A 13,076-nucleotide genomic window follows, 5' to 3' on the forward strand; every position below is an offset into this window, starting at 1 on the left:
GTGCGTGACCTTCCGCGGCAGCGGGGTGGGGCCGGCCGCCTGGGTGCTGGTCGCGGCGAGCGGGGTGACGCTGGTGGAGTTCCCGCTCTACTTCGGCGACGTCGTCGGCAGCACGCCGCTCGGGCTCGTGCTGCTGTTCCTGCGCAACGGGCTGCTGGTCGCCGCGACCCTGATGGCCGCCGACCGCCTGTGGGAGGTCACCGTGGGCAGCGCGGACGTCCCCGAACGGGAGGCCGAGGGGCCCGCCGGCGAGGCGGAGCCCCCGCGGGAGTCCGTGCGGACCGGCTGAGCCCGCCCGTCAGGACGCGGGCACCCGCAGCGCCGCCAGGACCGGGAGGTGGTCGGTGGCGGCGCGGAGGTCGGACGGGGTGAGGCCGGGCAGGTCTGTGGGGACGCCGCAGCCGAGGACCTCGATGCCCGGGGTGGTGAAGAGGGCGTCGATGCGCTGGACCGGGTCGTGGGCGGGGGAGGTGAACTCGCCGCCCCACGGGGCCGCCGGACGGCAGTCCCGCAGCTCGGCCGCGACCCGGCGGAAGGTACGGCCACCGGGCCGCTCGTTGAGGTCGCCGCCCGCCAGGACGTGCGGGACCCCCAGCGAGCGGACCCGCTCCAGCAGCATGCCCCCCTGCTCGTACCGCTCGGCGGACCGCAGGGAGAGGTGGCAGCTGAGGACGCCGAGCCGGGCGGCGGGCCCGAACCGCACCACCGCCGTCGAGAACCCCCGCCGGTGCAGGCCGGGCGTCACCGGCAGCAGCACGTCCTCGGTGCGTTCGACCGTCGTCCGCAGGGAGCACAGCAGGGCCGGCCCGGCGGCGGGGGCACCACCGGAGAGGACGACCAGGCCCGACCCGCGGGCCAGCCGTGCCAGCCGCCCGCGCCAGCCCGCGAACCGCGGGGCCTCCTGCACCAGCACGAGGTCCGGTGCGCAGGCCCGGATCACCCGGGCCAGCGCCGCCGTGTCGTCGCGCATCGACCGCACGTTGTAGGACAACGCCCGGACCACGGCCGACCCGTCGGCCTCGGTCCCGGACGCCGGAAGCGGAACAGGCGCGTCGGCCGTCACCGTGCGCGGACCTACATCGGGGCCGCGGGCTGCCGGGCCAGGTCGGCCGCGCCCACCAGGCCCGCCTTGCCGCCCAGCGTGGCCGCGTTGACCTCGGCGACCGGACGCCAGCCGCCGCCGACCAGCCAGCGCCGGTAGGACTTGCGGACCGGCTCCAGCAGCAGCTCGCCCTCGTCGGAGAGGCCGCCGCCGATGATGAAGGCCTCCGGGTCGAAGAGCGAGGCCAGGTCGGCCAGGCCCGCGCCGACCCAGCGGGCCAGCTCCCGGTAGGAGTCCACCGAGACCCGGTCGCCCTGGCGGGCGGCGGTGGAGATGTGCTTGCCCTCGATGCCCTCGGGCGTGCCGTCGCCCAGGGAGAGCAGCAGCTCGGCGTTGCCCGGGGTGGCCGAGGCGCGCTGCTTGGCGTAGCGGACCAGGGCGCGCCCGGAGGCGTACTGCTCCCAGCAGCCCTGCTTGCCGCAGCCGCACAGCAGGCCGTCCGGCACCATCCGCATGTGGCCGAACTCGGCGGCCACACCGAAGTGACCGCGGCGCAGCTTGTCGCCGATGATGATGCCGCCGCCCAGGCCGGTGCCCAGGGTGATGCAGATGACGTTGCGGTTGTCCCGGCCGGCGCCGAACCGGTACTCGCCCCAGGCCGCCGCGTTCGCGTCGTTCTCGACGACGACGGGGAGGTCCACGCGGGCCTCCACCTTCGCCTTGAGCGGCTCCTGACGCCAGTCGATGTTGGGCGCGAAGTAGACGGTGGCCCGCTGCCGGTCGACGTAGCCGGCGGCGCCGATGCCCACGCCGACGATCTGGTGGCCGGCCCGGGCGCCGTCCACCGCGGACGCGATGGCGTCGACGATGGCCTCGGCCGTGTCGGGGGTCGGCACCTTGAAGGTCGAGAGGATGTTGCCATCCTCGTCGACGACTCCCGCCGCGATCTTGGTGCCGCCGATGTCGACGCCGATGGTGAGTCCCATGTGTCCCTCGGTAAATGGTCGTGCCCGCTGGGGCTTACCGTACCGGAGGGCGATCAGTCCACGTCGATCCGCTGTCCTCCGGCGGGCCCGCCGCCCTCGCCGTCGTCCTCGGGACGGTCGGCGGAAGGGGCCCGGGAGGAGCCGCCGGGACGGCCGGCGGGAGGCTCCTCACCTGCGGTCCAGCGGCGTTCCTGGGACTGCACGGCGCTGCGGTAGGCGGCCATCAGCTCGGAGCCGGCCGCCGACAGATGACGGAAGACGTCCGGGTTGCGCTCGACCACCGGCTCCACCGCCGCCCTGGCCTGCCGCACGACCTGCTCGGCGGCGCCCAGCAGCTGCGCCTGCCCCTGGAAGGAGGCCAGCCGGTCGGCGACCGCGGAGGCCAGCTTGCGCAGCTCCTCGGCGGCCGACCCCGTCGCCTCACCGGCGCCCCGGCGCTCGCGGTGGCGTTCCTGCTCGGCCCGCAGGTCCTCGGCGCAGGCGTCGGCCCAGGCGTCGGAGTCGCCGGTGCGTCCCTCTGGCTTCTCGCTCATCCCGGCCCCTTCTCCCGTTCTCCGTCGTGCCCCGCTCGACGGGGGCTCGGACACCTTCGACCGTACCGCCATCGCCCTGCCGCCGTTCAGCGCTCGGCGGAAGGGCGGGGCCACACCGCGGGGTCCGGGACGAACCGTACGGCGAGCACGCCCTCGCGCAGCGCCGCCCCGGTCACCGTGCAGCGGCGCAGCGCCGGGGGCAGGGCGAGGGCCCGGCGGAAGCGGCCCGCGGCGAGCAGCAGCTCGTCGCCCCGGCGCACCAGCTCCAGCTCCTCGCGGACCGCGCCGGGCAGCGGGATCCGCCAGACCAGGGAGCCGTCCTCGGCGGTCCGGTCCTCCACCGGCCGCTCGACGGCCCAGGACCCGGCCGCCCCGGCGGCGCAGACTCCGGGGAGTGCAGCGGCGACGCCGGCGCCCGGCACGCCCAGGGCGGCCAGGTCGTCGGCGCCCCGCGGCTCACGGCCCAGGTGCGGGACGGGGCGGACGGGCAAGCCCGCCGCGGCCCACTCGTCGAGGGCCTTGCGCTGCTGGGCGGCGAGCGTGGTCAGCCAGGTGCCGGGGCTCGCGTCGGGCACCACCCGGGTGGCCAGCAGCGCTCCGGGGCGCAGGCCGTGCAGGGCGAGGCCGAGCACCGCGGCGCGCACCGCCTCCAGGGCGGACGGCCCCGGCTCGGCGGTCAGCCGCACCTCGGCCCGCCCCAGCAGGTCCTCGACCTCGGCGAGCTGCTCCTCCCAGCGGGCGGCGGAGTCGTACAGGCGCTCCGAGGGCATCGGCACCCCGGCCAGCCGGCCCAGCAGCGGCCGCAGCGCGCGGGCCGCCTGCCGCTCTTGCGGGAGCAGCCGGCGCAGGTAGCGGCGCAGCTCGCCGGGCAGCGCGAGCAGCGCCAGGGCCTCGGGGGCGGCGGGGAGGTCGACGACCAGCAGGTCGTGGGCGCCGGAGCGCGCCGCCTCCCGCAGGGCCGCCAGGACGGCGAGCTCACGGGCGCCGGGCAGCGGGGTGATCTCGTCGCGCTCCAGCGGGCGCGCGCCGAGCAGGTCGAAGGCGGCCCCGGCCTGCCCCTGGAGGGCGGCGAGCACGTCGCGGAACCCCTCGGCGGGGTCGGTCCGGCGCACCGCGAGGCCGGGCACGCCGTCGGGGACGAGCCCGGCGGGCAGGGCGTCGTCGCAGGTCAGCAGAAGGGTGCGGGCGCCCTCGCGGGCCGCGCGCAGGGCGGTGGCGGCGGCCACCGTGGTCCGGCCGGATCCGCCGGGCCCGGTGATCAGCAGGATCCGCATGAGCGGGGGAGGCCCGGTCCTAGGCCGCCTTCGTCTCGACGCGCTTCTTCAGGCCGGCCAGCGCCCGGTCGATGATGACCTTCTCGGCCTTGCGCTTGATCATGCCCAGCATGGGGATCTTGACGTCCACGGTGAGGGTGTAGGTGACCTCGGTGGAGCCGTCGCCCAGGTCGCGCAGGGCGTAGGTGCCGTCGAGGGAGCGCAGCATCTGCGACTTCACCAGGGTCCAGGACACCTCGTCGACGCCCTTCCAGGTGTAGGCCAGGGTCTGGTCGTCCTTGATCGCACCGGCGTCCATCACCAGCCTGACCTGCTCCGCGCGGCCCTGGCCGTCGGTCGCGACGACCTCGGCCTCCTTCACCTCACCGGTCCACTCGGGGTAGCGGGCGAAGTCGGCGATCACCTCCATCACAGCGGCCGGTGCGGCCCCGATGGTGATGTTCGAGCTGGTGTGTTCCGCCATCGCCGTAGCTCCTCCAGATCCGGCCGGGCAGGTCTGCGGTTGCAGGCTACCGCGCGTGGGGAGACGGTCCGGAGCCGCGTCGGGGCGGGCGGCTCAGAACTCCAGGACCCACGGCCGGCCGGTGCTCGCGAAGTGGCCGACGTTCACGCACTCCGTGGACCCGACGCGCATCCGCTGCCGCAGCGGCTGGTGGACGTGGCCGAAGAGCGAGTAGCGGGGCCGTGTGCGGCGGATCACGTCCAGCAGGGCGCGGCTGCCGCGCTCGAAGCGGCGCGCCACCGTGTCGTAGACCAGGTCGGGGACCTCCGGCGGGATGTGCGTGCACAGCACGTCCACCTCGCCGAGCGCGGCCAGCTTGGCCTCGTACTCCTCGTCGTCGATCTCGAAGGGCGTGCGCATCGGGGTGCGCAGGCCGCCGCCGACGAAGCCGAAGGTCCAGCCGCCGATCTCCACCCGCTGCCCGTCCAGGACGGTGGTGCCCTCCTGGACGTACTCGGGCCACAGCCCAGGGACGTCGACGTTGCCGTACGTGGCGTACGTCGGGGCGGGCATGGCCGCGAACATCTCCGCGTACTGCCGGCGGACCGCCCGCTCGATCAGCACCGACCGGTCCTCGTCCTTGGTCGCCCACAGCGCCGCCTGGAACTCCCGCGCCTCCTCGAAGCGGCGGGCGGTGCGCAGCGCGACGATGCGATCGGCGTTCTCGCGGCCGAAGAGGTCACCGAAGATGCCGCGGGAGTGGTCGGCGTAGTCCAGGAAGAGGATCAGGTCGCCGAGGCAGACCAGCGCGTCGGCCCCGTCCTTCGCCCTCGCGAGATCGCGGGTGTTGCCGTGCACGTCGCTGACCACGTGGATCCGGGTGCTGCCGGCGCCGGGACGTGCGACCCGGTCACCGAGGGGTGTCACTGCCATGCCGACGAAGCCTAGGCGTGTGGTGCAACCGTGAACAGAGGCGGTCGGACCTGCGGTTACTCTGGCACCTCGAGAATGGCGTGGACTACTGTGCGCAATGGAACACCAGTCGTGTGACGCGGCGAACATCGGAGCCGGACGCTCTTTCGGAGCGAACCTACCCAGGAGTAACGTCCGGACAGTCCCGTAGTGCCAGGTCCAGGGGCGGACCATGTCCCCACCCCTCCCGGCACGCGCCCCAGCCATGGACCGCACCGTCGCACTCACACAACGTCGTGGCGTCGGCGCCAATGAGGAGCAGCAGTCTTGCGCGAGTTCAGCCTTCCGGCTCTCTACGAAGTCCCCGCGGACGGCAACCTGACCGACCTGGTCCGCAGAAACGCCGCGCAGCACCCGGACACCGCGGTGATCGCCCGCAAGGACGACGCCGGCGCCTGGCAGGACGTCACGGCCAAGAGGTTCCTCGACGAGGTGCACACCGCGGCCAAGGGCCTCATCGGCGCGGGCGTGCAGCCCGGCGACCGGGTGGCGCTGATCTCCCGCACCCGCTACGAGTGGACGCTGCTGGACTTCGCGATCTGGAGCGCGGGCGCGGTCACCGTGCCGGTCTACGAGACCAGCTCCCCCGAGCAGATCCAGTGGATACTCGGCGACTCCGGCGCCACCGCCGTGGTCGTGGAGACGCCGCTGCACGCGGCCGCCGTGGAGCAGGTCCGCGGGGCCCTCCCGGCGCTCAAGCACGTCTGGCAGCTCGACGACGGCGCCGTCGAGGAGCTCGGCCGGCTCGGCCAGGACGTCTCCGAGGACACCCTCGAGGAGCGCGGCCGCTTCGCCAAGGCCGACGACCCGGCCACCATCGTCTACACCTCCGGCACCACCGGCCGCCCCAAGGGCTGCGTGCTCACCCACCGCAACTGGTTCGCGGAGGCCGGCAACGCCGTCGAGCGCCTCGGCCCGCTGTTCGACACCGGCCGCTGCTCCGTGCTGCTGTTCCTCCCGCTCGCCCACGTCTTCGGCCGCCTGGTCGAGATCGCGGCGATGCTCGCGCCGATCCGCCTGGGCCTGGTCCCGGACATCAAGAACCTCACCGACGAGCTGGCCTCGTTCCGCCCGACGCTGATACTCGGCGTCCCGCGGGTCTTCGAGAAGGTCTACAACTCGGCCCGCGCGAAGGCGCAGGCCGACGGCAAGGGCAAGATCTTCGACAAGGCCGCCGCCACGGCCATCGCCTACAGCCGCGCCCTGGACGACCCGTCGGGCCCGTCCTTCGGGCTGCGCGTCAAGTACAAGGTCTTCGACAAGCTGGTCTACTCCAAGCTGCGCGCCGTCCTCGGCGGCCGCGGCGAGTACGCGGTCTCCGGCGGCGCGCCGCTGGGCGAGCGGCTCGGCCACTTCTTCCGCGGCATCGGCTTCACCATCCTCGAGGGCTACGGCCTCACCGAGTCCGCCGCGGCCACCGCCTTCAACCCGTGGGACAAGCAGAAGATCGGCACGGTCGGCCAGCCGCTGCCGGGGTCGGTCGTCCGCATCGCCGACGACGGCGAGGTGCTGCTGCACGGCGAGCACATCTTCAGCGGTTACTGGAACAACGAGGCCGCCACCGCGGAGGCCCTGGAGGACGGCTGGTTCCACACCGGCGACCTCGGCACCCTCGACGAGGACGGCTACCTGCGGATCACCGGCCGCAAGAAGGAGATCATCGTCACGGCCGGCGGCAAGAACGTCGCCCCCGCGGTGATCGAGGACCGGATCCGGGCGAACGCGCTGGTCGCCGAGTGCATGGTCGTCGGCGACGGCCGGCCGTTCGTCGCCGCGCTGGTCACGCTGGACGAGGAGTTCCTCGGCCGCTGGTGCGCGGAGCACGGCAAGCCGGAGGGGACCACCCCGGCCGAGCTGCGCGACGACGCGGACCTGCTGGCGGTGATCCAGTCGGCGGTCGACGACGGGAACGCGGCGGTCTCCAAGGCGGAGTCGGTCCGCAAGTTCCGCGTCCTGCCGGGGCAGTTCTCCGAGGAGTCGGGGCACCTCACGCCGTCCCTCAAGCTGAAGCGGAACGTCGTCGCGAAGGACTTCGCCGACGAGATCGAGGCCCTCTACCAGCGCTGACCGCAAGGGCGCACGGGCGCACGGGCGCATAGGCGCATGGCCGCATGGAAAAGGGGGCCCGGACCGTCATGGTCCGGGCCCCCTTTCCGTCGTTCTCCCGCCGCCCGCAGGGGCTCGGAGATGTCCCGGGGGGACGCCGTGGATCAGACGACGGCGCCGCGGCCGGGGTCGTCGTCGTCGGCGTCGGGGTCCATGCGCAGGACCAGGGCGGCCGCGCCACCGAGGAACCCGCCGACGCACACCGTCGTGAGCCACCACGACATGTGCCACCCCAGCAGCACCGCGAGCAGCAGCAGCACCGGCCCGCCGATCACCCCGAGCCAGGCGAACTTGGCCGTCGCGTCCGCCTCCGGCAGCGGCGGCGGCTCCGGCGGGACGAAGTGGTCCTCCTCCGCCGGCTCCGCGAGCTCGAAGTCCCGCGGACCGGCCGGCGGCGCCGTCGCCGTGGCCCCCGCGCCCACGCCGGGCGCGAACGTCACGGACCCGCCCAGCGGCCGCGCCTCGGGGTCCGGCTCCGGCTCGGCCGCCGCGTCGCCCTCCGCACCGGCGGGTGCGACGGCGAGCTCCGCGTCACCCCCGGTCCCGTCGGCGTCCGGCTCGGGCAGCGCCAGGTCCTGCACGGGGCGGTACGGTCTCACCCCCGGAGGGTCCGGCGGCTCCTCGCCGTAGGAGGCGACGATCGCCTCCCACGCGGCCTTCTCGTCGAACGCGGGAAGCTCGGGGTCCTGCTCCTGGTCCGGGTCCCGCCCGGCGCCGTCCTCAGCCAACGGGGGCCGTCCCTTCCCGGTCACCCGGATCGCCGGGCCCCTCGCCCGACGCCCCGGAAGCCAGCCGCTCCACGAACGCCGCGCTCTCCTCGTGGATCCGCTCGGCGTCGTTGTCCAGCGTGGCCACGTGGTAGCTGTCCTCCAGCACGATCTCCGTGGTGTCCACCGAGGAGACCCGCGCGAGGATCCGCGCGGAGTCCGCGGGGGAGACCACGTGGTCGACCGTGCTGTGCAGCACCAGGAGCGGCTGCGTCACCTGCGGCAGCTCGCCGTCCAGCATCCGCAGGAACACCGCCAGCGAGTACGCGGCGTGCAGCGGCACCTTGGCGTAGCCGGTCTCCAGCACGCCCTGCTTCTTGATGTCGCTGGTCAGCCCCTTGGTGGTGGGCACCAGGTGCCGCACCACCGGCAGCACCCGGGCGGCCGCCCCGTGGATCTTGTTCAGCGGGTTGACCAGCACCAGACCGCTGACCGCGTCGCCGTGCTTCGCGGCCAGCCGCAGGGCGAGCGCGCCGCCCATCGACAGGCCGAAGACGAAGACCTTCTCGCAGCGCGCGGTGAGCTCCCGCAGCGCGCGGTCGACCTCCGCGTACCAGTCCTGCCAGCCGGTGACCTGCATGTCCTCCCACCGCGTGCCGTGACCCGGCAGCAGCGGCAGGGACACCGTCAGGCCGCGCCCGGCGAGGTACTCCGCCCAGGGGCGCATCGACTGCGGCGAACCGGTGAAGCCGTGACAGAGCAGCACGCCGATCTCCCCGCCGTCGTGGCGGAACGGCTCGGCTCCGGGAAGGACCGGCACCTTCGGTCTCCTCGTGACTGAGTCGTGCCGCCGGGTAGCGGGTACCCGCACGGCACAGGGATGAAGTGGGTACTTCACCGTACGCGACCGTGCCTGCACCGGCCAGGGGCGTCGAGCGTTTGCCGCGGCCTCGGGATAAGGTTCGGACCCGATGCACAGGAGGGCAGTCGGGTGATCTACGAAATAATGAAGGCGATCATCGGGGCACCGGTGAAAGTCGCGTTCAGGCCTTGGGTCGAGGGCCTGGAGAACGTCCCGGCCGAGGGGCCCGCGATCCTCGCGAGCAACCACCTGTCCTTCTCGGACTCCATCTTCCTGCCCGTGATGCTCGACCGGAAGGTCACCTTCATCGCCAAGGCGGAGTACTTCACCACCCCCGGCGTCAAGGGACGTCTCACGGCCGCCTTCATGAAGGGCGTCGGCCAGCTCCCGGTGGACCGCGAGGGCGGCCGCGGCGCCGGCGAGGCCGCGATCCGCAGCGGCATCAAGGTGATCGAGAACGGCGGCCTCTTCGGCATCTACCCCGAGGGCACCCGCTCGCCCGACGGCCGCCTCTACCGCGGCAAGCCCGGCGGCCTGGCCCGGGTGGCGCTGGCCACCGGCGCCCCCGTCATCCCGGTCGCGATGATCGACACGGAGAAGATCCAGCCGCCCGGCCGGGCGATGCCCAAGCTGATGCGCCCGGGCATCCGGATCGGCAAGCCGCTGGACTTCAGCCGCTACCAGGGCATGGACAACGACCGCTTCGTGCTGCGCGCGGTGACCGACGAGGTCATGTACGAGCTGATGAAGCTGTCCGGCCAGGAGTACGTCGACATGTACGCCACCGCCGCCAAGCGGCAGCTGGCGGAGGCCGCCAAGGCCGCGAAGGCGGCCGAGCGCGCGGAGGCCACCGCCGGTTCCGCCAAGGCGTCGGACGCCGGCTGACCCGTACCCGGCGCCACCCGCGCCGGGAGCGGGGGGAGCCCGGTCACGGCCGGGCCGACGCGGGGGAGACCGGCCGAGGACGGCCGGACGGGGGAAACCGGCCGGGCACAGGCCGGTCGTCAGGGGAGACCGGCCGGGACGGGCCGGTCGTACGGGGGAGCCGGCCGGAGACGCGCCGGTCGTACGGGGGAGACGACGTGACGGGGGAACCCCGCGGCAGGATGTCGGTCGAGCAGCCGCTCTGGCAGGCGCTGACCGCCTACCGGGTGCTGACGATGCTGTACGCCGTCGGCCTGTTCGCCGCGGCCCACCAGCAATTCGTCCGGCCGGGCCTGGCCGTCGGCTACTACGTGGTGCTGGCGGTGTGGACCCTGGCCACCGTGCGCAAGGTCTCCGACGCCCGCAGCTGCACCCGCGCCTTCCTGGGCGTCGACCTGACGATCGCCGTCGTCGGCATCCTGCTCACCCCGCTCGCCGACTCCGCCGCCCGCATCCACGCCGGCGGGCCCACCCTGCCGTCGATATGGACCGCCGGATCGGTGCTCGCCTTCGCGGTCAAGGGCGGCTGGCGTTGGGCGGCCTTCGCCTCCACTCTGGTGGCCGCCGCCAACCTGGTGGAACGCGGCGCGCCCACCCGCGACACCCTGCACAACGTCGTCCTGGTCTGGGTCGCCGCCATCGCCATCGGCTACGTCGTCGAGGTGGCCCGCGCCTCCGAGCGGACGCTGGCCCGCGCCCTGGAGATCGAGGCCGCCACCCGCGAGCGGGAGCGGCTGGCCCGCGACATCCACGACGGCGTGCTGCAGGTGCTCGCCATGATCCGCAGGCGGGCGGCCGACGGCGTCGCCGGCGGCGGCGCGGACACCGTGGAACTGGTGCGCCTGGCCGGGGAGCAGGAGTCCGCGCTGCGCGCCCTGATCTCCCGGGGTCTGCCCGGCCCCCGCGACGCCGCCCCGCGCGCCCTGGCGTCCGGCTCCCCCGGTGACGCGGACGCGGACCACGGCGAGGAGGACCCGGACACCCCCGTCGACGTGCGCGCCCTGCTGGCCGGGCACGCCACCAGCTCCCGGATCGCCCTCGCCGAGCCGGGCACCCCGGTGGAGCTGCCGGCCGGCGTGGCCCGTGAACTGGCCGCCGCGGTCGGCGCCGCGCTGGACAACGTCCGGGCCCACGCCGGCGAGGAGGCGCGGGCCTGGATCCTGCTGGAGGACGAACCCGACCAGGTGATCGTCACCGTCCGCGACGACGGCCCCGGCATCCCGCCCGGCCGGCTGGACGCGGCCGAACGGGAGGGGAGACTGGGCGTCGCCCAGTCCATCCGCGGCCGGCTGCGCGATCTGGGCGGCACCGCGGAGCTGTTCTCGGTCCCCGGCCAGGGCGCCGAGGTCGAGTTGAGGGTCCCGAAGGCCTGAGGGCCTGCGAACAGGCGAGGAGAGCTGAACCGATGGGGGAGAGCCCGTTGAAGGTGATGGTGGTCGACGACCACCCGATGTGGCGCGACGCGGTCGCCCGGGACCTGGCGGGAGCCGGGCTCGAGGTGGTGGCCACCGCCGGCGACGGCGAGCAGGCGGTGCGGCGGGCCCGCGCGGTGCGGCCCGACGTGCTGGTGCTCGACCTCAACCTGCCGCTCAAGCCGGGCGTGGAGGTGTGCCGCGAACTCGTGGGCGCCGACCCCTCGCTGCGGGTGCTGGTGCTGTCGGCCAGCGGCGAGCACGCCGACGTGCTGGAGGCGGTGAAGTCCGGCGCCACCGGCTACCTGGTGAAGTCCGCGTCCACCGAGGAACTGCTCGACGCGGTCCGCCGCACCGCCGTCGGCGAGGCCGTCTTCACCCCCGGCCTGGCCGGACTGGTGCTCGGCGAGTTCCGGCGGCTGGCCGCGGGACCGCCCGAGCCGGCCCCCGCCACGCCCGCGCCCCGGCTCACCGACCGCGAGACCGAGGTGCTGCGCCTGGTCGCCAAGGGGCTGTCGTACAAGCAGATCGCCGAGCGGCTGGTGATCTCCCACCGGACGGTCCAGAACCACGTGCAGAACACCCTCGGCAAGCTCCAGCTGCACAACCGGGTGGAGCTGGTGCGCTACGCCATCGAGACGGGCCTGGACGAGGACTGACCGGCGCCTGCATCGGAACGGCGCCGGGGCCAGGGCCGGCCGGCCCTGGCCGAAAGGGCCCTTGGGCCGCTCGCGGGCGCGGCGGGGGGCTCGTAGGGTCGGCTGCATGGAGATCCTCGCATTCGGAGTCCAGTACGACGAGAAGCCGCTCCTGGAGGCGGCCTTCGCGAGGCGGTGGGCCCGCTCGGGCACGAACTGCGCTGCCTGGACGTCAATCTCGACGCGGACACCGCCGCCCTGGCCCTCGACCACGAGGTGGTGGTCAGCCCGGTCAACGCGGAGCTGGACCGCGAGGTGCTGGGGGCGCTCGCGGCAGGCGGCACCCGGCTGATCGCCCAGCGCTCCACCGGCTTCAACAACATCGACCTGCCCGCCGCCGAGCAGCTCGGCATGACCGTCGCGCGGGTCTCCTCGTACTCGCCGTACGCGGTCGCCGAGCACGCCTGGGCGCTGGCGCTCGCCTGCAACCGGCACATAGCGCGGGCCGCCCGCCGGACCCGCGACTTCGACTTCCGCATCAGCGGCCTGATGGGCCGCGACCTGCACGGCCGCACCGCCGGGGTGATCGGCACCGGGAAGATCGGCGCGGCCTTCGCCCGGATCGCCCACGGCTTCGGCATGCGGCTGCTGGGCTGGGACATCGGCGAGAACCCCGAGTGCCTGGAACTCGGCATGACCTACGTGCCGACCGCGGACCTGCTGGCCCGCTCCGACCTGATCACCCTGCACGTGCCGCTCCTCCCCGAGACCCAGCACCTCATCGACGCCGACTCCCTGCGGATCATGAAGGACGACGCGATCCTGGTGAACACCAGCCGCGGCGGCCTGGTGGACACCGCCGCGCTCGTCGCCGAACTGCGGGCGGGCCGCTTCACCGGAGTGGGCCTGGACGTCTACGAGGCGGAGGAGGGCCTGTTCTTCCACGACAAGTCGCTGGACTTCGTCGACGACGACACCCTGGCCCGCCTGGTCACCTTCCCCAACGTCCTGGTCACCGGCCACCAGGCCTACTACACGGCCGACGCGGTGGGGCAGATCGCGCACACCACCGCGTCGAACGTGTTGGACTACCTGGCCGGCCGCCGCTCGGAGAACGTGCTCGCGCCCAGGCCGTCCGCCTGAGCCACGGCGCCCCCCGCCGAGCCCCCGGTACCGCC

Annotated in this window: 12 protein-coding genes and 2 pseudogenes; 6 read left to right on the forward strand and 8 right to left on the reverse strand. The window is 74.1% G+C overall.

Going from position 1 to position 13,076, the window contains the following annotated elements; translation table 11 throughout:
• Positions 1–289 (forward strand): annotated as a pseudogene (locus ACOV8S_RS11165) (hypothetical protein); the annotation flags it as partial.
• Positions 290–298: 9 nt separating this feature from the next.
• Here the strand turns inward: ACOV8S_RS11165 and ACOV8S_RS11170 are convergent.
• The 6 genes from ACOV8S_RS11170 to ACOV8S_RS11195 all read right to left on the reverse strand — a co-directional run bounded on the left by ACOV8S_RS11170 (position 299) and on the right by ACOV8S_RS11195 (position 5,210).
• A complete protein-coding gene (locus ACOV8S_RS11170) occupies positions 299–1,063 on the reverse strand; it encodes an endonuclease/exonuclease/phosphatase family protein (protein ID WP_448317625.1) in 765 nt (254 codons plus the stop codon).
• Positions 1,064–1,074: 11 nt separating this feature from the next.
• Positions 1,075–2,028: an ROK family glucokinase gene (locus ACOV8S_RS11175; protein ID WP_166027173.1), complete on the reverse strand. Its 954-nt coding sequence runs from the start codon at positions 2,026–2,028 to the stop codon at positions 1,075–1,077.
• Between the two features lie 53 nt (positions 2,029–2,081).
• Positions 2,082–2,561 (reverse strand): DUF5304 family protein, encoded by a 480-nt coding sequence (locus ACOV8S_RS11180; protein WP_448317626.1) that lies wholly within the window; start codon positions 2,559–2,561, stop codon positions 2,082–2,084.
• An 86-nt stretch (positions 2,562–2,647) separates the two neighbouring features.
• A complete protein-coding gene (locus tag ACOV8S_RS11185; protein WP_448317627.1) occupies positions 2,648–3,835 on the reverse strand; it encodes an ArsA-related P-loop ATPase in 1,188 nt (395 codons plus the stop codon).
• Between the two features lie 19 nt (positions 3,836–3,854).
• On the reverse strand, positions 3,855–4,298 hold the full coding sequence (locus ACOV8S_RS11190; RefSeq protein WP_448317628.1) for an SRPBCC family protein: 444 nt from the start codon (positions 4,296–4,298) through the stop codon (positions 3,855–3,857).
• Between the two features lie 93 nt (positions 4,299–4,391).
• The gene (locus ACOV8S_RS11195) at positions 4,392–5,210 is read right to left on the reverse strand and encodes a metallophosphoesterase family protein (RefSeq protein ID WP_448317629.1); all 819 of its coding nucleotides are present in this window, start codon (positions 5,208–5,210) and stop codon (positions 4,392–4,394) included.
• 306 nt (positions 5,211–5,516) lie between these two features.
• Here ACOV8S_RS11195 and ACOV8S_RS11200 point away from each other — a divergent pair, with 306 nt between their 5' ends.
• Positions 5,517–7,316: an AMP-dependent synthetase/ligase gene (locus ACOV8S_RS11200; protein ID WP_448317630.1), complete on the forward strand. Its 1,800-nt coding sequence runs from the start codon at positions 5,517–5,519 to the stop codon at positions 7,314–7,316.
• Between the two features lie 143 nt (positions 7,317–7,459).
• Here the strand turns inward: ACOV8S_RS11200 and ACOV8S_RS11205 are convergent, their stop codons facing one another.
• Positions 7,460–8,083 (reverse strand): hypothetical protein, encoded by a 624-nt coding sequence (locus ACOV8S_RS11205; protein WP_448317631.1) that lies wholly within the window; start codon positions 8,081–8,083, stop codon positions 7,460–7,462.
• A complete protein-coding gene (locus ACOV8S_RS11210) occupies positions 8,076–8,882 on the reverse strand; it encodes an alpha/beta hydrolase (RefSeq protein ID WP_448317632.1) in 807 nt (268 codons plus the stop codon). The genes ACOV8S_RS11205 and ACOV8S_RS11210 overlap by 8 nt, the downstream gene beginning before the upstream one ends.
• Positions 8,883–9,056: 174 nt before the next feature.
• On the opposite strand from ACOV8S_RS11210, the gene ACOV8S_RS11215 reads away from it, so the two are divergent.
• From ACOV8S_RS11215 to ACOV8S_RS11230, 4 genes and pseudogenes are all read left to right on the forward strand, one after another.
• Positions 9,057–9,809, forward strand: coding sequence for a lysophospholipid acyltransferase family protein (locus ACOV8S_RS11215; protein ID WP_448317915.1), 753 nt, complete (start codon positions 9,057–9,059; stop codon positions 9,807–9,809).
• A 221-nt stretch (positions 9,810–10,030) separates the two neighbouring features.
• Complete coding sequence (macS, locus tag ACOV8S_RS11220) at positions 10,031–11,221, forward strand: MacS family sensor histidine kinase (RefSeq protein WP_448317916.1); 1,191 nt, start codon at positions 10,031–10,033, stop codon at positions 11,219–11,221.
• Positions 11,222–11,253: 32 nt separating this feature from the next.
• Positions 11,254–11,919 (forward strand): response regulator, encoded by a 666-nt coding sequence (locus ACOV8S_RS11225; RefSeq protein WP_108953822.1) that lies wholly within the window; start codon positions 11,254–11,256, stop codon positions 11,917–11,919.
• A 106-nt stretch (positions 11,920–12,025) separates the two neighbouring features.
• Positions 12,026–13,041 (forward strand): annotated as a pseudogene (locus ACOV8S_RS11230) (2-hydroxyacid dehydrogenase).
• Positions 13,042–13,076 lie beyond the last annotated feature (35 nt).

This window comes from Streptomyces sp. CO7 (assembly GCF_053474865.1).